This window comes from Pantoea sp. GM_Pan_4 (assembly GCF_026541005.1).
Classification (GTDB): domain Bacteria; phylum Pseudomonadota; class Gammaproteobacteria; order Enterobacterales; family Enterobacteriaceae; genus Pantoea; species Pantoea dispersa.
Window position 1 is genome coordinate 448,064 of record NZ_JALNUZ010000001.1, and the last position, 22,388, is coordinate 470,451.

At 59.1% G+C, this 22,388-nt stretch carries 20 protein-coding genes; 14 read left to right on the top strand and 6 right to left on the bottom strand.

Features of this window, described 5'->3' with window-relative positions:
- Nucleotides 1-84: 84 nt before the first annotated feature.
- Nucleotides 85-1,068: an arabinose ABC transporter substrate-binding protein gene (locus tag OXR61_RS02135; protein ID WP_021506179.1), complete on the bottom strand. Its 984-nt coding sequence runs from the start codon at nucleotides 1,066-1,068 to the stop codon at nucleotides 85-87.
- Between the two features lie 366 nt (nucleotides 1,069-1,434).
- On the opposite strand from OXR61_RS02135, the gene OXR61_RS02140 reads away from it, so the two are divergent.
- Together OXR61_RS02140 and araA are read left to right on the top strand one after the other, a co-directional pair.
- Nucleotides 1,435-3,120, top strand: coding sequence for a ribulokinase (locus tag OXR61_RS02140; RefSeq protein WP_021506180.1), 1,686 nt, complete (start codon nucleotides 1,435-1,437; stop codon nucleotides 3,118-3,120).
- 11 nt (nucleotides 3,121-3,131) lie between these two features.
- The gene (araA, locus tag OXR61_RS02145) at nucleotides 3,132-4,622 is read left to right on the top strand and encodes an L-arabinose isomerase (RefSeq protein WP_021506181.1); all 1,491 of its coding nucleotides are present in this window, start codon (nucleotides 3,132-3,134) and stop codon (nucleotides 4,620-4,622) included.
- 474 nt (nucleotides 4,623-5,096) lie between these two features.
- Here araA and yjfF read toward each other — a convergent pair whose 3' ends face one another.
- The 4 genes from yjfF to ytfQ are packed head-to-tail and all read right to left on the bottom strand — an operon-like array spanning nucleotide 5,097 to nucleotide 9,620.
- Nucleotides 5,097-6,083 carry a galactofuranose ABC transporter, permease protein YjfF gene (gene yjfF / locus OXR61_RS02150; protein ID WP_021506182.1) on the bottom strand — a complete coding sequence of 329 codons (987 nt, stop codon included), beginning with the start codon at nucleotides 6,081-6,083 and terminating at the stop codon, nucleotides 5,097-5,099.
- Nucleotides 6,080-7,096: a galactofuranose ABC transporter, ATP-binding protein YtfT gene (ytfT, locus tag OXR61_RS02155; RefSeq protein ID WP_021506183.1), complete on the bottom strand. Its 1,017-nt coding sequence runs from the start codon at nucleotides 7,094-7,096 to the stop codon at nucleotides 6,080-6,082. The genes yjfF and ytfT overlap by 4 nt, the downstream gene beginning before the upstream one ends.
- Nucleotides 7,089-8,609 carry a sugar ABC transporter ATP-binding protein gene (locus OXR61_RS02160; protein WP_021506184.1) on the bottom strand — a complete coding sequence of 507 codons (1,521 nt, stop codon included), beginning with the start codon at nucleotides 8,607-8,609 and terminating at the stop codon, nucleotides 7,089-7,091. The genes ytfT and OXR61_RS02160 overlap by 8 nt, the downstream gene beginning before the upstream one ends.
- A 54-nt stretch (nucleotides 8,610-8,663) precedes the next feature.
- Nucleotides 8,664-9,620, bottom strand: coding sequence for a galactofuranose ABC transporter, galactofuranose-binding protein YtfQ (gene ytfQ / locus OXR61_RS02165; RefSeq protein ID WP_021506185.1), 957 nt, complete (start codon nucleotides 9,618-9,620; stop codon nucleotides 8,664-8,666).
- A 673-nt stretch (nucleotides 9,621-10,293) separates the two neighbouring features.
- On the opposite strand from ytfQ, the gene ydgT reads away from it, so the two are divergent.
- From ydgT to nth, 9 genes are all read left to right on the top strand, one after another.
- Nucleotides 10,294-10,509, top strand: a complete 216-nt coding sequence (gene ydgT, locus OXR61_RS02170) for a transcription modulator YdgT (RefSeq protein WP_010618950.1) — start codon at nucleotides 10,294-10,296, stop codon at nucleotides 10,507-10,509.
- A 109-nt stretch (nucleotides 10,510-10,618) separates the two neighbouring features.
- Complete coding sequence (locus OXR61_RS02175) at nucleotides 10,619-11,062, top strand: DUF2569 domain-containing protein (RefSeq protein ID WP_021506187.1); 444 nt, start codon at nucleotides 10,619-10,621, stop codon at nucleotides 11,060-11,062.
- Nucleotides 11,063-11,185: 123 nt separating this feature from the next.
- Nucleotides 11,186-11,767 (top strand): electron transport complex subunit RsxA, encoded by a 582-nt coding sequence (gene rsxA / locus OXR61_RS02180; RefSeq protein ID WP_021506188.1) that lies wholly within the window; start codon nucleotides 11,186-11,188, stop codon nucleotides 11,765-11,767.
- A 1-nt stretch (nucleotide 11,768) separates the two neighbouring features.
- Nucleotides 11,769-12,347 carry an electron transport complex subunit RsxB gene (gene rsxB, locus OXR61_RS02185; protein WP_021506189.1) on the top strand — a complete coding sequence of 193 codons (579 nt, stop codon included), beginning with the start codon at nucleotides 11,769-11,771 and terminating at the stop codon, nucleotides 12,345-12,347.
- Nucleotides 12,340-14,754: an electron transport complex subunit RsxC gene (rsxC, locus tag OXR61_RS02190; RefSeq protein ID WP_021506190.1), complete on the top strand. Its 2,415-nt coding sequence runs from the start codon at nucleotides 12,340-12,342 to the stop codon at nucleotides 14,752-14,754. Before rsxB ends, rsxC begins: the two co-directional genes overlap by 8 nt.
- Nucleotides 14,755-15,813 carry an electron transport complex subunit RsxD gene (rsxD, locus tag OXR61_RS02195; protein WP_021506191.1) on the top strand — a complete coding sequence of 353 codons (1,059 nt, stop codon included), beginning with the start codon at nucleotides 14,755-14,757 and terminating at the stop codon, nucleotides 15,811-15,813. It abuts the gene before it with no gap.
- Nucleotides 15,814-15,815: 2 nt separating this feature from the next.
- Nucleotides 15,816-16,448 carry an electron transport complex subunit RsxG gene (gene rsxG / locus OXR61_RS02200; RefSeq protein ID WP_031279157.1) on the top strand — a complete coding sequence of 211 codons (633 nt, stop codon included), beginning with the start codon at nucleotides 15,816-15,818 and terminating at the stop codon, nucleotides 16,446-16,448.
- Nucleotides 16,445-17,146: an electron transport complex subunit E gene (locus OXR61_RS02205; protein ID WP_021506193.1), complete on the top strand. Its 702-nt coding sequence runs from the start codon at nucleotides 16,445-16,447 to the stop codon at nucleotides 17,144-17,146. Before rsxG ends, OXR61_RS02205 begins: the two co-directional genes overlap by 4 nt.
- A complete protein-coding gene (gene nth / locus OXR61_RS02210; RefSeq protein ID WP_021506194.1) occupies nucleotides 17,143-17,775 on the top strand; it encodes an endonuclease III in 633 nt (210 codons plus the stop codon). Before OXR61_RS02205 ends, nth begins: the two co-directional genes overlap by 4 nt.
- A gap of 45 nt (nucleotides 17,776-17,820) precedes the next feature.
- Here the strand turns inward: nth and OXR61_RS02215 are convergent, their stop codons facing one another.
- Nucleotides 17,821-18,507: a CTP synthase gene (locus OXR61_RS02215; RefSeq protein WP_021506195.1), complete on the bottom strand. Its 687-nt coding sequence runs from the start codon at nucleotides 18,505-18,507 to the stop codon at nucleotides 17,821-17,823.
- A gap of 664 nt (nucleotides 18,508-19,171) precedes the next feature.
- On the opposite strand from OXR61_RS02215, the gene dtpA reads away from it, so the two are divergent.
- From dtpA to gstA, 3 genes are all read left to right on the top strand, one after another.
- A complete protein-coding gene (dtpA, locus tag OXR61_RS02220) occupies nucleotides 19,172-20,677 on the top strand; it encodes a dipeptide/tripeptide permease DtpA (RefSeq protein ID WP_021506196.1) in 1,506 nt (501 codons plus the stop codon).
- Nucleotides 20,678-20,799: 122 nt separating this feature from the next.
- The gene (locus OXR61_RS02225) at nucleotides 20,800-21,708 is read left to right on the top strand and encodes a LysR family transcriptional regulator (RefSeq protein WP_021506197.1); all 909 of its coding nucleotides are present in this window, start codon (nucleotides 20,800-20,802) and stop codon (nucleotides 21,706-21,708) included.
- Between the two features lie 73 nt (nucleotides 21,709-21,781).
- Entirely contained in the window at nucleotides 21,782-22,387 is a 606-nt protein-coding gene (gene gstA / locus OXR61_RS02230) for a glutathione transferase GstA (protein ID WP_031279159.1), read from the top strand.
- The last annotated feature ends 1 nt before the right edge of the window (nucleotide 22,388 follow it).

Sequence of the window (22,388 nt, forward strand, 5' to 3'; positions counted from 1 at the left end):
AAACGTGTTTGCCGCCTTGCTACAGCACGAACTATGCCGGCTGCCTGTTAATTAACATCACATTGAGGACGGCTTAAAACCGACTTACATCAGCCCTTTCTTCGCCAGCTCGGTTTTGAAATTGTCGCGGGTGATCAGCACCACGTCGGTCACTTCGGTGAATTTCGCTGGCTCCTGCCCTTTGGTCACCCAGTTGTAGAGCATTTCGCTGCTCTTATAGCCGTGCACGTCCGGGCTCGGCAGCAGGGAACCGTAGAAGCCGGTTGGCGCGCCTTTCGACAGCTCGCTTACCGCATCCACGCCGTTGATGCCGATGCCGATCACGTCCGGGGCCTTGAAGCCCTGGCCTTCGGTGGCGCGCACGCCGCCCAGCACGGTGTTGTCGTTCATGCCGACAATCAGCCAGTGCTTCACTTCCGGATGCTGCACCAGCAGCGAGTTACCGGCGTCAAACGCGCCCGGGATATCGTTAGATTTGGTCGGCACCTGATAAATCTGCTTCTCCGGGAAGCCGGCGGCTTTCAGCGCGGCCATCGAGCCACCGGTGCGGCGGCGCGCGGTGTCCAGTTCGTTCGCGGTAATCGCCATGACGGCGGTTTGCTTCACATCCCAGCCGCGCTTCTGCATCTCTTTGTACAGCTCCTGGCCCTGACGCTCGCCGATTTTGGTCGCCGCCATCATCACCAGCGGTACGGTATCCATTGGCTTGCCTTTGGCGGTGACAAACTGGTCGTCCACGGCAATCACTTTCAGGTCATAGCTGCGTGCTTTGGCGACGATGGCCGAGCCCAGCTTGGGATCCGGGGTACAGATGACAAAGCCTTTGGCGCCGCTCGCCGCCAGGCTATCGATAGCGTTCAGGGTTTTTTCACCGTCCGGCACGGCAATTTTGATCACTTCAAAGCCGAGATCTTTGCCGGCCTTATCGGCGAATTTCCACTCGGTCTGGAACCAGGGTTCCTCCGGCTGTTTGACGAGAAAACCGAGCTTCATGGTCTCGGCGATAGCGGATTGTGACATAAGCGCGGCGAGGCCTGCGGCCGCCAGTGCTTTAGTGAATTTATGCATGATGCTCTCCGGCACAATGGTGTTTTATCGCTGTTATCAACGAATCGGTGTAAACGCTACCAATCAGATTTCACGTTCGGGTACAGCGCAAAATCAGCGCGTTAGCTCAAAGGTTGTACAAAGGCTGTGCAAACGCTGGGCTAGTTGTAGCGGGAAAAGCGCGGAAAAATGTAGAGCGGTATCACATCCCAAAACGATGACTAAATCCTCCATATATTCAGCAAAATTAACCGGACATTAACTTTTGCTGTCGATCACACAACCCCGCCGATGACAGAAAAGTGCATATTCTCAGCCGCTGATGACTAACCGCTGCCCGCGCCCCATTCCAGGATAGAGCGAGACAACTCACACAGGAGAATCCCGATGAGCGCGGGTGCCATAACAATTGGGCTGGATTTCGGCAGTGACTCGGTACGGGCGCTGGCCGTGGAGTGCCACAGCGGTAAAGAGCTGGAAAAGGCGGTGGTCAACTATCCGCGCTGGGCAAAGGGTGAATTCTGCGATGCACACGCCAACCGCTTTCGTCATCATCCTCAGGATTATATTGATGCGCTGGAACAGGCGATCGTCAGCGTGGTGCAGGCGTTAAGTCCGGCGCAGCGCGCCGCGGTGGTGGGTATTGGCGTCGATTCTACCGGCTCGACGCCGGCCCCCATCGATCGCGACGGCAACGTTCTGGCGCTGCGTCCGGAATTCGCCAGCAATCCCAACGCTATGTTTGTGCTGTGGAAAGATCACACCGCCATAGAAGAAGCCGAAGAGATCAACCGCCTGTGCCGCAGCGGCCAGTTCACCGACTATACCCGCTACATCGGCGGCGTTTACTCCTCCGAATGGTTCTGGGCCAAAATTTTGCACGTGTCGCGTGCCGATGCCGCGGTACGTGAGGCGGCGGTGTCGTGGGTAGAACTGTGCGACTGGGTGCCCGCGCTGCTGAGCGGCACCACCGCACCGGCCGATCTGCGGCGCGGACGCTGCGCCGCCGGGCACAAATCACTGTGGCATCCGGAATGGCAGGGTTTACCGCCGGCGGCGTTCTTTCGCGCGCTCGATCCCATGCTGGTGGAACAGCTCGATTCGCCGCTGTTCAGCGATACCTTTACCGCCGATGTGCCGGTCGGCACGCTGTCGGGCGAATGGGCGCAGCGTCTTGGCCTGTCAGAACAGGTGGTGCTGTCCGGTGGCGCCTTTGACTGCCACATGGGCGCGGTTGGCGCGGGCGCACAGCCGTACACGCTGGTGAAAGTCATCGGCACCTCGACCTGCGACATCCTGATCGCCGACAGCGAACAGGTTGGCGATCGCGCGATCAAAGGCATCTGCGGTCAGGTCGACGGCAGCGTGATGCCGGGCGCCATCGGCTGTGAAGCCGGACAATCGGCGTTCGGCGACATCTATGCCTGGTTCAGTCGCCTGCTCGGCTGGCCTTTACAGCAGGCGGCGCAGCGCCATCCTGAATTACAGCCACAGCTGGCCGCGCTGCAGCAGGATTTGATCCGCCAGCTGACCGACGCCTGGGCGGCAAATCCGCAACTCGATCACCTGCCGGTGGTGCTGGACTGGTTTAACGGTCGCCGCACGCCGGACGCCAACCAGCGCCTGAAAGGCGTGATTACCGACCTCAACCTCGGCACCGATGCGCCGGCGCTGTTCGGTGGCCTGATTGCCGCCACCGCCTTTGGCGCACGCGCCATCATGGAGTGCTTCGAGCAGCAGCAGATTCCGGTGCAGAACATCCTGACGCTCGGCGGCATTGCGCGCAAATCCCCTGCCATCATGCAGGCCTGCTGCGATGTGATGAACCGGCCGCTGGACATTGTCGCTTCCGATGAGTGCTGCGCGCTGGGCGCGGCGATTTTTGCCGCCGTTGCCGCCGGCGTTTACCCCGATGTGCCGGCGGCGCAGCAGGTGATGGCCAGTCCGATTGCCGTCACCCTGCAGCCGGACAGCGCGCGCGTGGCGACTTATCAGCAGCTTTATCAACGTTATCAACACTGGTGCCAGGCGGCTGAACCGCAGTACGCCGCGCGCGCCGCATCCGCTAAGTAAAGGAGCGATGAATGGAACAGAAAGTCTGGTTTGTGATTGGTACACAGCATCTCTACGGAGCGGAAACCCTGCGCCAGGTTGAGCAGCATGCGCGCCAGGTGATGGACGGCCTGAACCAGGCCGGTACGCTGCCGGTGCCGCTTGAGCTGAAGCCGCTGGTGAAATCACCGGATGAAGCGCTGGCGCTGTGCCGCGAGGCCAATCACGACAGCCAGTGCGTCGGTATCATTACCTGGCTGCACACCTTTTCGCCGGCAAAAATGTGGATTGGCGGACTGAGTATTTTGCATAAACCGCTGCTGCAGTTTCATACCCAGTTCAATGCGGAAATTCCGTGGGACAGCATGGACATGGACTTCATGAACCTGAACCAGACCGCGCACGGCGGCCGTGAGTTCGGCTTCATTGGCGCGCGCATGGGTCTGCAGCACAGCGTAGTGACCGGTCACTGGCAGGATAAAACCAGCCAGCAGCGGATTGCGCGCTGGATCAATGCCGCCCTGGCGAAGCAGGCCAGCCAGCAGCTGAAAGTGGCGCGCTTCGGTGACAATATGCGCGAAGTGGCGGTCACCGAAGGCGATAAAGTGGCAGCGCAGATTCAGTTTGGCTATGCGGTTAACGGCTGGGGCGTCGGCGATCTGGTTGAGGTGGTGAACAGCGTCAGCGACGGTGATGTCAACGCGCTGGTCGACGAATACGAGAGCCAGTATCTGTTCAGCGCAGCGGCGTCTGTAAACGGCGACAAGCGGCAGAATGTGCTGGATGCCGCACGCATTGAGCTGGGCCTGAAGCGCTTCCTCGATAGCGAAGGCTGTAAAGCCTTTACCACCAATTTCCAGACGCTGCACGGTATGACCCAGCTGCCCGGTCTGGCGGTTCAGCGCCTGATGGCTCAGGGCTACGGTTTCGCCGGTGAAGGCGACTGGAAAACCGCCGCGCTGCTGCACATCCTGAAAGTACAGGCCGGCACGCGCGCCGGCGGCACCTCGTTTATGGAGGATTACACCTACCACTTCGCGCCGGGCAATGAGCTGGTGCTGGGATCGCACATGCTGGAAGTGTGCCCGTCGATCGCCAAAGAGGAGAAGCCGCTGATTGATGTGCAGTTCCTCGGCATTGGCGGTAAAGCCGATCCGGCACGTCTGATTTTCTCGACGCCGGCGGGTCGCGCGGTGAACGCCAGCGTCATCGACATGGGCGACCGCTTCCGTCTGCTGGTCAACGTGGTCGATACCATTGAACAGCCGCAGGCGCTGCCGAAGTTGCCGGTGGCACGTGCGCTGTGGCGCGCACAGCCGTCGCTGGCGACCGCTTCTGAAGCGTGGATCCTGGCGGGCGGCGCGCACCATACGGTGTTCAGCCAGGCGCTGGACGTTGAGGATATGTACCTGTACGGTGAACTGCACGGCATCGAAGTGCTGGTGATTGATGACGAGACGCGCCTGCCGGCCTTCAAAGATGCGCTGCGCTGGAACGACGCGTACTACCGCCTGAAACGTTAATTGCCTGAAATGTTGAAGTAAGCCGCGAGTGTTTCGCGGCTTTTTTTATGGCGAAACTGCGGTCCAGTCAACAAAGGCAGGCGTTACGTAAAGCCGGCGTGAATACCTCCCTGTCGCCCCGGCCGCCTTGATCTCCTTAATGCTGGTTGGTTGCGCTTTTACCGGAGCCGAATTTGCATCAGCCATTAAGCGTCGTACTGACTACAGCAATGACAGTCCCACTTGCCCCATCAAGACCAGCCCGAATAGCAAAGCGTCCGCGCCAGGGATGGCGCGGCCGATCGGCATGGATGCGGGGTTTCTTTGCGATCGGGCTGGCCTTAATGGGGCCGGGCACCCAATTAACAGCAAACCCACCAAACTTTCACGACTCTGAGCGCTAAAACAGCAACCCCACCCAACATCCACGAATCTGTGCATAAAAAAAGGTGCGCCAGTTTGCGCACCTCTTAAAACACACTCATGCGATCACGACTAAGACGTTAAACGCTTAACCGGCGCGTTCTGCTGGCGGTCCCACATCACCGTCAGCAGACGCTGCAGCGCAATGAAGGCAAACAGCAGGATACCGATGGCGATTTTGGTCCACCACGAACTCAGCGTGCCGTCGAAGTTAATCCATGTCTGAATCAACCCCTGAATCAGCACCCCGAACAGCGTGCCCAGCACTGTACCGACGCCACCCGACAGCAGCGTGCCGCCAATCACCACCGAAGCGATGGCATCCAGCTCGACGCCCAGCCCGGCCAGCGCGTAGCCGGCCGAGGTGTAAATGGAAAATACGATGCCTGCCAGCGTCGCCAGCGTGGTCGACAGCATATAAATCTTAATCGTGGTGGCGCGCGTCGACACGCCCATCAGCTGAGCCGACGTCAGATTGCCGCCAATGGCGTACACCTGATTACCGAAGCGCGTACGGTGCGCCAGCAGAATGCCCCCCGCTACCACCACCAGCATAATCACCGCCAGCAGGCTGAGACGTCCGCCGCCGGGAATTTTCCACGCCAGGCTCGACAGCGTGGTATACAGCGGATGATCGATAGGAATCGAGTTCTCCGACACCAGATAGCTGCAGCCGCGCAGGAAAAACATCCCGGCAAGCGTGATGATAAAGGCCGGGATTTTTAACGCATCAATCAGCCAGCCCATCATGGCACCAAACAGTGCGCCTGCCGCCAGAATCAGGGCAAAGGCCAGCAGCGGATCGACATGGTAGTCGCCGATGATGCGCGCCAGAAACACGCCGGTGAAGGCGATCACCGCGCCAACGGACAGATCGATGCCGCCGGACAAAATTACAAACGTCATGCCGACGGCGATGATGCCGAGAAACGCATTATCAGTGAGAATGTTGCAAATCACCCGCGTTGAGGCAAAGCCGGGAAACTGGCTGAGGCAGAACAGGTAACCTGCGACAAACACCAGCAGGGTAATCATTAACGGTAAATGACGCTTGATCATGGTTTACGTCTCCCCTTCAGCATGGCGATAAAGCGCGGCGACTGCAGCAGCAGTACGCACATCACCACCACCGCTTTCACCACCTGGTTCAGCTCCGGCGGAAAACCTGACAGCAGTATTCCGGTATTCATTGACTGGATTATCAGCGCGCCAACCAGCGACAGCACCAGGTTAAAACGCCCGCCCATCAGCGAGGCGCCACCAATCACCACCGCCAGAATGGCGTCCAGCTCCAGCCACAACCCGGCATTATTGGCATCGGCACCGCGAATATCGGCGGCGACAATCAGCCCGGCTACCGCCGCACACACGCCGCTGATGGCGTAGCTGGACATCACCACCAGCCAGCCGGTCACCCCGGCATTGCGCGCCGCGCGCAGGTTGATGCCTACCGCTTCGATGAACAGGCCAAGCGCGGTTTTGCGCGTCAGCAGCCACACCGCCACGGCCACCAGCAGGGTAATCCACACCGGTACCGGCAGCAGCCACAGCGAACCGCTGCCAAACCACGCGAGGCTGTCACTGTTAAAGGTGACGATCTGTCCCTGGGTGATCAGCTGCGCGATGCCGCGCCCGGCCACCATCAGAATCAGCGTGGCGACAAACGGCTGAATCTTCAGCAGCGCTACCAGCACGCCGTTCCACAGGCCGCACAGCAGCCCGGTGCCGAGCGTGGCCAGAATAATAAAACTCAGGCTGTGCCCCGCCACCGTCAGCGTCGCCGCCGTCGCGCCGGCAATCGCCATCACCGCACCCACCGACAGATCGATCCCGCCGGTGGCGATCACCAGCGTCATACCAATCGCCAGCAGCGCCACCGGCGCGGCGCGGTTGAGAATGTCAATCGGGCTGCCGAATAACCGCCCGTCCTGAATGTGAATAGCAAAAAAGTTATTCGCCACCAGGCTGTCGATCAGCAGCACCAGAATCAGCGCGACGATCTGCGGCATGCCCGGCGGCAGCTTCGGCTTCCGCCGTTCCGGTTTTTCGTGTGTCATAGGCGATTCAAGCATGTTGTGCTCCTCCGTCCGCGATGGCGTTGACGATCGACGCCACCGACAGCTGTTCCAGCGGAATTTCGGCGACCTGCTTCAGATCGCGCATGATCAGCACGCGATCGGCATAGCCCACCAGCTCTTCCAGTTCAGAGGAGATGACCAGCAGCGCCAGTCCGTCGGCGCACAGGGACTCAATCAGCCGAATGATCTCGGCGTGGGCGCCCACGTCGATACCGCGCGTCGGCTCATCCAGAATCAGAAACTGTGGTTTAGTCACCAGCCAGCGTGACAGCAGCACCTTCTGCTGGTTGCCACCCGACAGCAGCTCCACCGGCTGGTCGGCGTGCGGCGTGCGAATACCCAGGCTCTTGATAAAACGCTCGGCTATCGCCTGCTGCTCACGGCGTTTGATCGGCCGCAGCCAGCCACGCTGCGCCTGCAGCGCCAGAATGATGTTTTCCCGCACCGAGGCCGCGCCGATGATGCCGTCAGTTTTACGATCTTCCGGGCAGAAGCCCATGCCGAGACGCGAGGCTTTGGCCGGCGTGCGGATGTGCTGCACTTTGCCTTTGATGGTGGCGGTACCGCGATCGGCGCGGCGGATGCCAAACAGCACCTCGGCGGTCTCGGTGCGCCCGGAGCCGAGCAGCCCGGCCAGCCCCACCACTTCGCCCGGCCGTACCTGCAGGCTGAACGGTTCAATGGTGCCTTTCTTGCCGTAATCCTCAAATGACACCACCGGCTGATTGCTGCGTAATGTGCTGCCCTGGCGCTGCAGTGCGGTTTCCAGCAGCTCTCGCCCCAGCATAAGCTTGATCAGCTCAATCTGCGGCAGCGAGGCGGTGTCCCGCGTGGCGATAAACTGACCGTTGCGCAGTACGGTAATGCGATCGGTGATGCGGTACACCTGGTCGAGAAAGTGGGTGACGAAAATCAGGCTCATACCTTTGGCTTTCAGCTGCGCCATCAGGGTAAACAGCATCTCCACTTCGCTGGCATCGAGGCTGGCAGTTGGTTCATCCAGAATCAGCACCTGCGCGGAGAGATCGACCGCGCGGCAGATCGCGATGATCTGCTGCATCGCCACCGAGTAGTGGCCGAGCGGACGCGTCACATCCAGCGCAAAACCGTAGTTGCGCATCAGCGCATCGGCGTCGCGCACCATGCGCTTGCGATCGATCATGCCGAAGCGGCGCGGCTCGCGGCCAATGTAGAGGTTATCCGCCACCGACATATTCGGCAGCAGATTCACTTCCTGATAAACGGTGCCAATACCCATCTGCTGCGCATCGGCGGTACTGTGCGGCGCAATCACCGCGCCGTTGAGGGTGATGGTGCCGGCATCCCGCGTGTAGACGCCGGTCAGCACTTTAATCAGGGTCGATTTCCCCGCGCCGTTCTCACCCAGCAGCGCCATAATTTCGCCCTTGCGGATGCTGAACGACACGTTATCCAGCGCTTTGACGCCGGGAAAGCCTTTGCTGATGCCGTTGAGGCTCAGCAGGGGTGTTTCATCGTAGCTGCTCATCAGATTCTGCCTCGCTTACGTCATAAAAACCGCCCCGAAGGGCGGTTGCGGGGATCAGTAACCCATGCCTTTTTTCTTATCCAGCTCCGCCTGAGCGTCAGCCGGTAAGAACAGTTTTGATTCGGTTTTGATGATCTTCGGCGGCAGCGTGCCGTCTTTTTTGAATTTCTCCAGCGCGTCAAAAGCCGGGCCAGCCATGTCCGGCGTCAGCTCAACGTTGGCGTTGGCCTCGCCGGCCAGCATCGCTTTGTAGATATCCGGTACACCATCAATCGAACCGGTGAGAATGTCTTTGCCCGGCTTCAGGCCGGCTTCTTTAATTGCCTGGATGGCGCCGATCGCCATGTCGTCGTTATGGGCATACACCATGCAGATGTTTTTGCCATTGTTCTCGGCTTTGATAAAGCTCTCCATCACCTCTTTACCCTTACTGCGGGTAAAGTCACCGGACTGCGAGCGAATCACTTTGATGTTGTTGTGGCCGGCGATGGCTTCGGCAAAGCCTTTCTTACGGTCGATCGCCACGCTGGCACCGACGGTACCCTGCAGTTCCACCACGTTACACTGCTTGTCACCGACGGTTTTCACCAGCCAGTCACCAATCAGTTTGCCTTCCAGCACGTTGTCGGCCGTCACCACCGCCATGTACAGCGATTTATCTTTCACCACGATGGCGCGGTCCAGCAGGAACACCGGGATTTTGGCGTCTTTGGCCTCTTCCAGCACCGGTTCCCAGCCAGTCTGAACCACTGGCGCGATAAAGATGGCGTCAACGCCCTGAGCGATAAACGAGCGCACCGCTTTGATCTGGTTCTCCTGCTTCTGCTGACCATCGGCAATTTTCAGGGTGATACCGCGCTTTTGCGCTTCACTTTTTGCCACGTTGGTTTCGGCCGAACGCCAGCCGGATTCAGAACCGACCTGCGAGAAGCCCACCGTCATGTCGGCAGCCAGAACCGATGTGCTGAGTGCGGCGCTGACCATGGTGGTCAAGAGTAAACGTTTCCACATAATTTTCATTCCTCTGAAGGGAGTGTGCTGTAGGGGTACAAACGCGCTTCAAGCCTGGCGCAATTGCGCTAAAACAAGCGCGACACACCTCACAAAACAGAATGAATTAAAGGGGTTACGCGTATCAGCGTGTCAGACAGCTGACTCAGCTTATGGACAAAACGCCTGAACTTTATGTCAGCGGAGGTTAAATAACTGTAATAAACAGAAGCGGTTATGACCGCAGGCACTGGAAACGATTACAACGGGCACGTAAAGAATGGTTATTCATGCGCGCGGCAGGCAATGTTCTGTTTTGTGATAGTTCGCACACTTGCGATTTGACGTTTCATCACAGCTGCACCCTTGTGCGTCACCCGTTACAGATAAATCGCTTTTTAGCGTCTGCTGCGTTTCAAAATAAGCGCAACAAAAGTGCGAAAACAGCGTCTGGAATACCGCTTAAGGCAGCTGTTAAATTTTCTCACCAGCCCCCGGTTAACGGGGCCAAAAACGCGCCTGACGCGCAGGAAAATGCGCGTTAAAAAAGATAAAAGCGTAAAAAAGTCCCTTTTGATGAGCGAATTAGCGCACGTTGTCTGAATTTTGAATTTTTTTAACCGCGGTGTCTGGACTCTGGCCGCGTGCTCCCTATACTTGAGCACTTCCCCGTTCTCTATCTTTTATGGCAATCATGACTGCGCTCGATTACCTGCTGAAATTTCGTAAAGTGAATAATCTTGAGAGTCTGGAAAAACTCTACGATCACCTCAATTATTCGCTCACTGATGATAACGAGATCATCAATATGTACCGCGCCGCCGATCACCGCCGTGCTGAACTCGCCTCAGGTGGCCGTCTGTATGACCTCGGCTGTGTGCCGAAATCCGTCTGGCGCTACGTGGTGTAAAGCGCGCTTATCTCTGTTTCTGCCCCTGGTGCGCTGTCCGAATCGGGCGTGACCCGTTTGGACATGGTACGCTCTGCCTCGTCTTATTTCTTACATCAGGATGAATAACATGTCCGAATCGGTAAACCCGCCGCGTATTGCCGGCTGGCTGCTGCTGCCGCTGGCCTGGCTGATTATGACGATGCTGACCAGCGCGCTGGTGGTGGCGCTCTATCTGCGGCCGCTGTTTGACACGGAACTGCGCACCACGCTGTTTTCTCACGCCAGTATTTTAATGACGCAGTGGCTGGTGTCTTTACTCACCGCCGCCGCGGTGTGGCTATACAGCATCTGGGTGTGCTGGATCTTTTGTCAGCGCTCGCGCCGTCTGCCGCGTCACTACATCATCTGGCTGCTGATGACGGTGCTGCTGGCGCTGAAAACCTTTGCCTTCACGCCGGTGGCCGATGGTAAAGCGATCCAGACGCTGCTGCTGGCGCTGTTGTCTGCCGCGGTCTTTGTCCCCTACTTTAAGCGCTCACAGCGGGTGAAACAGACCTTTACCCAGCCGTAATGGCGCGCTTTTCGTCAGGAATTTAATTCTGAGTGCTCTCAGCCAGCGCACGAATCGCGCAAAGGTTGAGATGCACCTCTCAATTCCGGATAATAATCGCCTTTAGGCTTCCCAGGTTAAAAAATGACCGACTACTTACTGCTCTTTATTGGCACCGTGCTGGTGAACAACTTCGTGTTGGTCAAATTCCTCGGCCTTTGCCCTTTTATGGGCGTGTCAAAAAAACTGGAAACGGCCATTGGCATGGGACTTGCCACCACATTCGTCATCACCCTGGCGTCGATTTGCGCCTGGCTGGTCAATCACCTGATTCTGCTGCCGCTCGATCTGGTCTACCTGCGTACCATGGCCTATATCCTGGTGATTGCCGTGGTAGTGCAGTTCACCGAAATGGTGGTGCGTAAAACCAGCCCGTCGCTGTATCGCCTGCTCGGCATCTTTTTGCCGCTGATCACCACCAACTGTGCGGTGCTGGGCGTGCCGCTGCTGAGCGTTAACCTCAATCACACCTTCCTGCAGGCGGCGCTGTACGGTTTCAGTGCATCACTCGGCTTTTCGCTGGTGATGGTGCTGTTCGCCGGCATGCGCGAACGTCTGGTGCTGGCCAACGTGCCGGCTCCGTTCAAAGGAAGTTCCATTGCCCTGATCACCGCTGGCCTGATGGCACTGGCGTTCATGGGCTTTACCGGTCTGGTGAAATTCTGATATGACCGCGATTTGGATTGCTATAGCTGTACTGGCGGCGCTGGCGCTGGTGTTTGGTGCCCTGCTGGGCTACGCCTCGCGCCGTTTTGAAGTAGAAGAAGACCCGATTGTTGAGCAGATCGATGCGATTCTGCCGCAGAGCCAGTGCGGCCAGTGTGGCTATCCTGGCTGCCGTCCGTACGCCGATGCGGTAGGCAATAACGGTGAGGCCATTAACAAATGTGCGCCGGGCGGCGAACAGACCATGCTGAAGCTGGCCGAACTGCTCAACGTTGAACCGCAGCCGCTGGACGGCGGCGCGGAGGTGCTGACGCCGGTTCGCACCGTGGCGTGGATTGACGAAGCCAACTGCATTGGCTGCACCAAATGTATTCAGGCCTGTCCGGTTGACGCCATCGTCGGTGCGACGCGCGCCATGCACACCGTGCTGAGCGATGTCTGCACCGGCTGCGACCTGTGCGTCGCGCCCTGTCCCACCGACTGTATTGAGATGCGCCCGGTTGCCACCACCACGGCCAACTGGAAGTGGGATCTCGACACCATACCTGTACGGGTAATCCCGGTAGAACATCATGCTTAATCTGTTATCGCTGCTGCGCAAAGAGAAGCTGTGGGATTTCGCAGGCGGCATTCACCCGCCGGAAATGAAAACCCAGTCCAGCGGCACGCCGCTCAGCCAGCTCCCGCTGCCTGAACAGTTCATTATTCCGTTGAAACAGCATATCGGCCACGAAGGCGAAATCTGTGTGGCGCCGGGCGATAAGGTGCTGCGCGGCCAGCCGCTGACCTTTGGCAGCGGCCGGATGCTGCCGGTGCACGCGCCCACTTCCGGCACCATTGAAGCTATCGCGCCACACATGACGGCGCACCCTTCCGGCCTGTCCGAGCTGTGCGTTTTCCTGCGCGCCGATGGCGAAGACCGCTGGATGCCACTCGATCCGCAGCCGGACTATCGCGCGCTGGGTCGGGACGCGGTGGTGAAACGCATCCACGATGCCGGTATTGCAGGCCTCGGCGGCGCGGGCTTCCCGACCGCCACCAAACTGCGCGGCGGACTGCGCGGCGTCAACACGCTGATCATCAACGCCGCCGAGTGCGAACCTTACATCACGGCGGACGATCGCCTGATGCAGGATTGTGCGGCGGAAGTGCTGGAAGGCTGCCGCATCCTCGCCTGGGTGCTGCAGGCGGAACGCGTGCTGATTGGCATTGAAGATAATAAGCCGGAGGCGATTGCCGCGCTGAAACAGGCGCTGGCCGGTGACCGCGAGCTGCAGCTGCGGGTGATCCCAACCAAGTACCCTTCCGGTGGCGCCAAACAGCTGACCAAAATTCTCACCGGGCGGGAAGTGCCGCACGGCGGACGCTCCACCGACATTGGCGTGCTGATGCAGAACGTCGGCACCGCCTGGGCAGTGAAGCGCGCCATTGTCGATGGCGAACCGATTACGGAGCGCGTGGTGACGCTGACCGGCGAGGCCATTGCCCGACCGCGTAATGTCTGGGGCCGTCTCGGTACCCCGGTAAGCCATCTGTTGCAACAGGTCGGTTTCACGCCGGGTGCGCGCCAGATGGTGATCATGGGCGGGCCGCTGATGGGCTTTACCCTGCCGTCCCTCAACGTGCCGGTGGTGAAGATCACCAACTGTATTCTGGCACCGTCGGCCAGCGAGATGGGGCAACCGCAGGAAGAACAGTCCTGCATCCGCTGCAGCGCCTGCGCTGACGCCTGCCCGGCAAAACTGCTGCCGCAGCAGCTGTACTGGTACAGCCAGGGTGGCGATCATGACAAAGCGCGCGCCCATCACATTGATGACTGCATTGAGTGCGGTGCCTGTGCGTATGTCTGTCCCAGCAATATTCCGCTGGTGCAGTATTACCGTCAGGAAAAAGCCGAACTGCGCGCCATCGATCTGGAGGCCAAACGCACCGCCGAAGCCAAAGCACGCTTTGAAGCGCGTCAGGCACGCCTTGAGCGGGAAAAACTGGCGCGGGAAGCGCGCCACGAGCAGGCCAAACAGCGGGTTGCGCGCAGCGATAAAGCCGAGCTGGAAGCGGCAACCGGGCGCGTGAAAGCGCGTCAGGCGAAGACGCCGGAACAGGAAGCCGCCGAACGCGAAGCGCGCCATGCGCAGGCGCTGGCGCAGCAGGCTGAGAAGCAGGCTGAAACCGAACCGCTAAGCCGCCAGGCCATTGACCCGCGCAAGGCCGCCGTGGAAGCCGCCATTGCGCGTGCTAAAGCGAAAAAAGTGGCCGCGCCGGCACAGCCAGCCGCTGACACCACGACCGCAGAAAGCGATCCGCGCAAAGCGGCGGTTGAAGCCGCTATTGCGCGCGCCAAAGCGAAGAAAGCTGCGGCGGCGCAGACGCCGGCCGACGCTGAACCGGTAACGGAAACGCCAGCAGCTGAGGTTGATCCGCGCAAAGCGGCGGTTGAAGCGGCTATTGCGCGTGCCAAAGCGAAGAAAGCCGCGGCCGCGCAGGTGTCGACGAACGCAGAGCCGGCAGCGGAAATGCCAGCGGCTGAGGTCGATCCGCGCAAAGCGGCGGTTGAAGCTGCTATTGCGCGCGCCAAAGCGAAGAAAGCTGCGGCCGCGCAGACGCCGGCCGACGCTGAGCCGGCAGCGGAAACGCCAGCGGCTGAGGTCGATCCGCGCAAAGCCGCAGTCGAAGCTGCTATCGCCCGTGCCAAAGCGAAGAAAGCCGCGGCCGCGCAGACGTCGGCCGACGCTGAGCCAGCAGCGGAAACACCCGCAGCTGAGGTCGATCCGCGCAAAGCCGCAGTCGAAGCCGCTATCGCCCGTGCCAAAGCGAAGAAAGCCGCGGCCGCAGCGCAGCAGACAGCCGACGCGCCCGCCGCATCCCCTGAAGTGGAGGCTGCTGCCTCTCCTGACTCCGCCGACCCACGCAAAGCGGCGATTGCCGCAGCGGTCGCCCGTGCCAAAGCGCGTAAAGCGCAGCAGCAGCCTTCGACGACTGAGGACTAAATGGCTTTTCGTATTGCAAGTTCGCCTTATACCCATAACCGCCGCAGCACCGGCAACATCATGCTGCTGGTGGTGCTGGCCGCGCTGCCCGGCATGGCGGCACAGTGGTATTTCTTCGGCATCGGCTTCCTGATTCAGGTGCTGCTGGCGGTCGCTACCGCATGGTTCACCGAAGGCGCGATTCTGCGCCTGCGTCACGCGCCGGTAGTGCCGACGCTGGCGGATAACTCTGCCCTGCTGACGGCGCTGCTGCTGGGCATCAGCCTGCCGCCGCTGGCACCGTGGTGGCTGGTGGTGCTCGGTACCGTATTTGCCGTGGTTATTGCCAAGCAACTGTACGGCGGCCTCGGCCAGAACCCGTTCAATCCGGCCATGGTCGGTTATGTGGTACTGCTGATCTCCTTCCCGGTGCAGATGACCAGCTGGCTGCCGCCGGATGTCCTGCAGGCGATCAAACCTGGCCTGATGGACTCACTCAGTATGATTTTTACCGGCCACACGCTGGCCGGTGACACCATGCAGCAGTTGCAGCTGGGTGTGGATGGCGTGAGCCAGGCCACGCCGCTGGATACCTTTAAAACCGGCCTGCGCGCCGGACACAGCGCCGAACAGCTGCTGGCCCAGCCGATTTACGGCGGCGTACTGGCCGGCCTCGGCTGGCAGTGGGTCAATCTCGGCTATCTGCTCGGCGGCATGCTGCTGCTGGCGAAGAACGCCATTCGCTGGCATATCCCGTTCAGCTTCCTGCTGTCGCTGGCGCTGTGCGCCACGCTCGGCTGGCTGTTCGCGCCGCAGTCGCTGAACTCGCCGCTGGTGCATCTGTTCTCCGGGGCGACCATGCTCGGTGCCTTCTTTATTGCCACCGATCCGGTCACCGCGTCCACCACCAACCGTGGCCGGCTGATTTACGGTGCGCTGATTGGCCTGCTGGTGTGGCTGATTCGCAGCTTCGGTGGCTATCCGGATGGCGTCGCCTTTGCGGTGCTGCTCGCTAACATCTGCGTGCCGCTGATTGACTACTACACGCAGCCGCGCGTGTATGGACATCGCAGGGATTGATGATGATCGAAACCATTCGTAAAAACGCCTTCACGCTGGGCATGTTTGCCGTGATCACCACCGGCGTGACGGCGGTGGTCAACTACGTCACCAAACCGACGGTCGATCACCAGACTGCGCTGCAGCAGAAAAACCTGCTCGACCAGGTGGTGCCCACCGATTTGTACGACAACAATATTCAGCAGGAGTGTCTGCTGGTGACCGATGCCCGCGCGCTCGGCAACGACAAACCGCATCATCTGTATGTGGCGCGCAAAGGAGATCAACCGGTGGCCGCCGCACTTGAGACCACCGCCCCTGACGGCTATTCTGGCGCGATACAGATGCTGGTCGGCGCCGATTTTCACGGCAAAGTGCTGGGCGTACGCGTAATTGAACATCATGAGACGCCGGGTCTGGGTGATAAAATCGAGCTGCGAATTTCCGACTGGATCAACAGTTTTAACGGCAAAGTGGTGCACGGTGCCGACGATAAAGCCTTTGCCGTGAAAAAAGACGGTGGCGAATTTGACCAGTTCACCGGCGCGACCATCACGCCGCGCGCGGTGGTCAACGCCACCAAACGCACGGCGCTGCTGATTGAAACGCTGCCAGCGAAGCTCGCTTCGCTGCCTGAATGTGGAGATGCACCATGAGTGAAGCGAAAAATTTACTGATTGGCGGACTGTGGAAGAACAACTCGGCGCTGGTGCAGCTACTGGGGCTCTGTCCGCTGCTGGCGGTGACCTCAACCGCCACTAACGCGCTGGGCCTTGGACTGGCAACCACGCTGGTACTGACCATCACCAACAGTGCGATTTCCGCTTCGCGCCGCTGGGTGCCGGGTGAAATTCGTATTCCGATCTACGTGATGATCATCGCCTCGGTGGTGAGCTGCGTGCAGATGCTGATCAACGCCTATGCCTATGGCCTGTATCAGTCGCTGGGCATCTTTATCCCGCTGATCGTTACCAACTGCATTGTGGTGGGACGTGCGGAAGCGGTGGCATCGAAAAGCAGCATTCCCCTTTCCGCGCTGGATGGCTTTGCCATCGGCATGGGCGCAACCTGCGCGATGGTGACACTGGGTTCGATTCGTGAACTGATCGGTAACGGCACGCTGTTCAATGGCGCTGACCAGCTGCTGGGGCCGTGGGCTAAAGCGCTGCGTATTGAAGTGGTGCATTTTGATTCACCGATGCTGCTGGCGATGCTGCCGCCGGGTGCGTTTATCGGCCTCGGTATGCTGCTGGCCGGCAAATACCTGATCGATCAGAAAATGAAGCAGCGCGCCGCACGTCAGCTGGACGCTGCTGCTGCCACGCCGCAGGGCGAAACCGGGAAGGCTGTGTGAATAAGGATAAACGCCTGCAGATCCTCACGCGGCTGCGTGACGCCAATCCCCATCCGACCACCGAACTGAATTTCAGCTCACCGTTTGAGCTGCTGATCGCTGTGCTGTTATCGGCACAGGCAACCGATGTCAGCGTCAACAAAGCCACCGCCCGACTCTATCCGGTGGCCAATACGCCAGCGGCAATGCTGGCGCTCGGCGTGGAAGGCGTTAAAGAGTACATCAAGACCATTGGCCTGTTTAACAGCAAAGCGGAAAACGTCATCAAAACCTGCCGCATTCTGCTGGAGCAGCACGGCGGTGTGGTGCCGGAAGACCGCGCGGCACTGGAAGCCCTGCCCGGCGTCGGGCGTAAAACCGCCAACGTGGTGCTCAATACCGCTTTTGGCTGGCCCACCATTGCCGTGGATACCCACATTTTCCGCGTCAGCAATCGCACCCGCTTTGCGCCGGGTAAAAACGTTGAGGAAGTAGAACAGAAGCTGCTCAAGGTGGTGCCGGCCGACTTTAAGGTCGACTGCCATCACTGGCTGATTCTGCACGGTCGCTACACCTGCGTGGCGCGTAAACCGCGCTGCGGCTCCTGCCTGATTGAAGATTTGTGTGAGTTCACGGAAAAGACCGACTGATCAATAACGGCGCGACCCTGCGCGCCGTAGATTGCTTATTAACCGTTATCGCGCCGCCTGCAGCCACGCCACGACCAGCGGCGACAGCCGGTTTTGTAACGCGGCGCGTTCAGACTGGAACAGCGTGGCGACAAAGAACGGATGATCGGTCAGCTCTACCCCGCGCACATCCCCCTCCAGATCCCATGAGGTAATACGCAGATTGCGCGTGGCCAGCGCCTCGCTGAACTCAGCGTTAACGCCAAAGTTGCAGTGATAGCCTTCGTTACTCTGCAGCGCGCCGTAGGCCAGAGCAATACGCGAACCCGGCTCAAACGTGACCTCACCGCGCTGCTCGACCAGCGAGCAGGCCAGTGGCGCAATCACCCAGCGCGCGTCAGGATCGGTCTCGGCATGGCCAGCATCCTCCCAGCCCAGCACGTTGCGCGCGTATTCCACCACCGCATATTGAAAGCCGGCGCACGAGCCTAAAAAGGGTTTACCGCTTTCGCGCGCCCAGCGAATGACGTCGAACACGCCGGCATCATTCAGGAAGGGACTGCCAGGCACCACCCAGACGGCATCATAGTCGTGCAGACGCGGCAGATCGATTTCCGGCGTCGCGATCCAGTCGGCGGTTACGTTAATTGAGAGAGAGGTTGCGGCAAGCTGAACAGCGGGAGGAATAGCCTGGTGCGCGACAGCACTGGCACGGTAATCGCCCACGAGAGCGACACGAACGGACTGCTTCATGATGAGTTCCTTGCAGGGAAAAAACGAGGTTACAGCAATTTCTTCAGGCTGTCTAAGGGCTGGCGATCGGCTATCCATCTTTCCCCTGCCTGGCGCAACAGGTCACTGCCGCCGGGGGCGTTGCAGAGCTTATACAATGAAAGCCGCGATTAAGTGGTGAAATTGTCGGCAAACGGGAGAGCAGCAATCGTTTTCTTTTTTTACATTTCTAATTAATTGATAATTTTGTGCGCAGGATCAACAAATTAGCCTGCGGCGAACTGTCAGCCGCTTATTGTGCTCAACAATCAGACAATTGCGCTTACTTCTTCGGCAAAAATCAGGGGATTCATCCAGCTGAATGGGCTGGGTAATATAATGTCCTGCCCGGAGCAGGAAAAGCAGTTTATCTCAGGAAAATCCATCAACCGATCTGCAACAAGAACAATTATCCTGCTATAATGTCACGCAGTGATATTTAACACTGATTTACAAGTTATTATCCTGGTTATAACCCTGCCTGTAACAAGTATTTCAGTGTGCAGAAAATGCTTGCCCTGTTGGCCTGATTCAGCCAAATTAGGCGCCGTTTTTCCTTTCTAATAACAATGTTGCGCGGGATTACCCAGCCCGACGCAGACTTAATTCCTGTTGTAAAACAGGCGATGTATAAACTGAGGTATACGTGTCAACTGCAAACAAACACACTGATGAGGCGGTAAGCCTTAACGCCTTCCGTCAGCCGAAAGCGTTCTATTTGATCTTCTCCATCGAACTGTGGGAGCGTTTTGGCTACTACGGTCTGCAAGCCATCATGGCGGTCTATCTGGTGAAACAGCTGGGGATGTCCGAAGCGGACTCCATCACCCTGTTCACTTCGTTCAGCGCACTGGTTTACGGCCTGGTTGCCATTGGCGGCTGGCTGGGCGACAAAGTGCTCGGCACCAAACGCGTGATTATTCTCGGCGTCATTGTGCTGGCGCTGGGCTATGCGATGATTGCCTTCTCCGGTCATGACACCACCATGGTGTATGTCGGCATGGCGACCATCGCCGTGGGTAGCGGGCTGTTCAAGGCTAACCCTTCTTCACTGCTGTCGACCTGCTACGAGAAAGACGATCCGCGCATCGACGGTGCCTTCACCATGTTCTACATGTCGATCAACATCGGTTCGCTGTTCTCGATGATGCTGACTCCGTGGCTGGCGGCCAAATATGGCTGGGGCGCGGCGTTTTCGCTGTCGGTGGTGGGCCTGGTGATCACCCTGCTGAACTTCCTGTTCTGCCAGCGCCTGGTGAAGAATTACGGCTCCAAACCAGACTTTGCGCCGCTGCAGGTCGGTAAGCTGCTGATGACCCTTGTCGGCGTGGTTGCGCTGATCGCACTGGCCACCTGGCTGCTGCATCATCAGAGCATTGCCCGCATGACGCTGGGCGTGATCGCGATCGGTATCGTGCTGGTGTTTGCCAAAGAAGCCTTTGCGCTGCACGGTGCGGCACGCCGCAAAATGATCGTTGCATTCCTGCTGATGGTCGAAGCCATTGTGTTCTTCGTGCTGTACATGCAGATGCCAACCTCGCTGAACTTCTTCGCCATCCGTAACGTCGAGCACGCGATTCTCGGTATCACCTTTGAGCCGGAACAGTTCCAGGCGCTCAATCCATTCTGGATCATGGTGGCCAGCCCGATCCTGGCGGCAGTCTATAACAAGCTTGGCGATAAGCTGCCGATGCCGCACAAGTTTGCCATTGGCATGGTGCTGTGCTCTGCAGCGTTTCTGGTGCTGCCGTTTGGCGCGAAATTCGCGAACCAGGCAGGTATCGTTTCGGTGAACTGGCTGATCCTGAGCTACGCGCTGCAGAGTATCGGTGAGCTGATGATCTCCGGTCTCGGACTGGCGATGGTGGCGCAGCTGGTGCCGCAACGTCTGATGGGCTTCATTATGGGCTCCTGGTTCCTCACCACCGCTGGCGCCGCGATGATTGCCGGTAAGGTAGCGAACCTGATGGCGGTGCCGGAAAACGTCACCGATCCACACGCCTCACTGGCCGTGTATAGCCAGGTGTTCCAGCAGATTGGTATCGCCACTGGCGTAATCGCCATGCTGATGCTGATTACCGCCCCGCTGCTCAACCGCATGACGCAGGATGATGCGCAGGCAGAACTGAAGCGCGCCAGCGCTAACCAGTAATCGTTTCTGAGCCGGGCTAAGCCCGGCTTTTTTTATCCCCCTTCACATCCCCCGCTTTCCGCTGTAGTTTAAGCAACACGCTTTTTATGCTCGCCTTGCACGGCTAAGATCGGGAATGGCTCATGGACAGATTTGACGAGCTGCAGGTGTTTGTTGCGGTGATTCAGCAGGGCAGCCTTGCTGGCGCGGCGCGCGTATTGCAGCGTTCGCCGCCGGTTATAACCCGCACGCTGAATGCGCTGGAAGCACGTTTCGGCACCACCCTGATTGAACGCACCACGCGCCAGCTGGCTCCCACCGAGAGCGGCTGGCAGCTGTTTGAGCAGGCGCAGCGCTTGCTTAACGATTACCAGAGCGCGCTCGACAGCGCCCACCACAGCGGACTGCACGGCCTGCTGCGCATTACCGCCCCGGTGATGTGTGGCCGTCGCCACGTGATGCCGCTGGTCAATGCCTTTCTGCAACAGCATCCGGAAATGCAAATCGAACTGATTCTCAGCGACAGCTATCAGGACCTGATTGAAAACGGGCTGGATATTGCGGTGCGCATTGGCGAGTTGCAGGATTCGTCGATGGTGGCGCGCAACGTCGGTAGCGTACGCTCGATGCTGGTCGCCAGCCCGGACTACCTTCGCCACGCCGGAATCCCGGCCCATCCGGCTGAGCTCAGCATGCATGCGCTGGTGGCAGGCGTACGCCATACCCGTGAGTGGCGCTTCGCGCACGACCTGCGTGTGCGCATCACCCCACGCCTGCGCGTCAATGATATCGCCAGCCAGCTGGATGCATTGCGCAGTGGCCAGGGCATTGGCCGTCTGTTGTCTTATCAGGTGATAGATGAACTGCAGGCAGGCACGCTGATCCGCCTGCTGAGCGAGTGGGAGCCGGCACCGCTGCCGGTGCATCTGGTGGCGCAGCGGGTGAAAAATATGGCGCCCAAAGTACGCTGTTTCTGGGATTTCGCGCTCACGGCACTGCCGCCGCGACTGCAGGCGGCCGCTGAATTTCCCGCGCCCACCCGCAATTCCTGATCGCTGTCACTGGTAAAAATTTCTGGCAGTTTTATGCTGCTGTCATCACAACAACTCATCAGGAGAGGCCATGATGAAACTCTATTGTAAGCCCGGTGCCTGTTCGCTCTCGCCGCATATCGTTGCGCGCGAATGCGGGCTGGATTTTACGCAGGTCAATGTCGATCTGCAGAAGAAAGTCACCGAGCGCGGAGAAGATTACTGGCAGATAAACCCCAAAGGACAGGTTCCCGCGCTGCAGTTTGATGACGGCAGCATACTGACGGAAGGCGTGGCGATTGTGCAGTATCTGGCGGATCTCAAGCCGGATCGCAATCTGCTGGCACCGACCGGCAGCCTGACGCGCTATCACACGCTGGAGTGGCTGAGCTACATCAGCAGCGAATTGCACAAAACCTTTTCCCCGCTGTTCCGTCCGGATACGCCGGAAGAGTACAAAGCCATAGTGCGTGCACAGCTGGAGCAGAAATTTCAGCGCGTTAACGACGCGCTGCAGGATAAACAGTGGCTGATGGGGTTACGCTTTACCGTCGCCGATGTCTATCTGTTTGTGGTTACACGCTGGGCAAAAGCCATCAAACTGAATCTGGAAGGTTTGAGCGCGCTGGAGGCATGGTTTGCGCGGGTGGCCGCGCGGCCGGCGGTTCAGGCCGCACTGAAGGCTGAAGGTCTGGTCTGAC

Bases quoted from the DNA above. Each gene is read 5' to 3' on its own strand.
- OXR61_RS02135 (WP_021506179.1), bottom strand. From the start codon at position 1,068: ATGCATAAATTCACTAAAGCACTGGCGGCCGCAGGCCTCGCCGCGCTT.
- OXR61_RS02140 (WP_021506180.1), top strand. From the start codon at position 1,435: ATGAGCGCGGGTGCCATAACAATTGGGCTGGATTTCGGCAGTGACTCG.
- araA (WP_021506181.1), top strand. From the start codon at position 3,132: ATGGAACAGAAAGTCTGGTTTGTGATTGGTACACAGCATCTCTACGGA.
- yjfF (WP_021506182.1), bottom strand. From the start codon at position 6,083: ATGATCAAGCGTCATTTACCGTTAATGATTACCCTGCTGGTGTTTGTC.
- ytfT (WP_021506183.1), bottom strand. From the start codon at position 7,096: ATGCTTGAATCGCCTATGACACACGAAAAACCGGAACGGCGGAAGCCG.
- OXR61_RS02160 (WP_021506184.1), bottom strand. From the start codon at position 8,609: ATGAGCAGCTACGATGAAACACCCCTGCTGAGCCTCAACGGCATCAGC.
- ytfQ (WP_021506185.1), bottom strand. From the start codon at position 9,620: ATGTGGAAACGTTTACTCTTGACCACCATGGTCAGCGCCGCACTCAGC.
- ydgT (WP_010618950.1), top strand. From the start codon at position 10,294: ATGACTGCGCTCGATTACCTGCTGAAATTTCGTAAAGTGAATAATCTT.
- OXR61_RS02175 (WP_021506187.1), top strand. From the start codon at position 10,619: ATGTCCGAATCGGTAAACCCGCCGCGTATTGCCGGCTGGCTGCTGCTG.
- rsxA (WP_021506188.1), top strand. From the start codon at position 11,186: ATGACCGACTACTTACTGCTCTTTATTGGCACCGTGCTGGTGAACAAC.
- rsxB (WP_021506189.1), top strand. From the start codon at position 11,769: ATGACCGCGATTTGGATTGCTATAGCTGTACTGGCGGCGCTGGCGCTG.
- rsxC (WP_021506190.1), top strand. From the start codon at position 12,340: ATGCTTAATCTGTTATCGCTGCTGCGCAAAGAGAAGCTGTGGGATTTC.
- rsxD (WP_021506191.1), top strand. From the start codon at position 14,755: ATGGCTTTTCGTATTGCAAGTTCGCCTTATACCCATAACCGCCGCAGC.
- rsxG (WP_031279157.1), top strand. From the start codon at position 15,816: ATGATCGAAACCATTCGTAAAAACGCCTTCACGCTGGGCATGTTTGCC.
- OXR61_RS02205 (WP_021506193.1), top strand. From the start codon at position 16,445: ATGAGTGAAGCGAAAAATTTACTGATTGGCGGACTGTGGAAGAACAAC.
- OXR61_RS02215 (WP_021506195.1), bottom strand. From the start codon at position 18,507: ATGAAGCAGTCCGTTCGTGTCGCTCTCGTGGGCGATTACCGTGCCAGT.
- OXR61_RS02225 (WP_021506197.1), top strand. From the start codon at position 20,800: ATGGACAGATTTGACGAGCTGCAGGTGTTTGTTGCGGTGATTCAGCAG.
- gstA (WP_031279159.1), top strand. From the start codon at position 21,782: ATGAAACTCTATTGTAAGCCCGGTGCCTGTTCGCTCTCGCCGCATATC.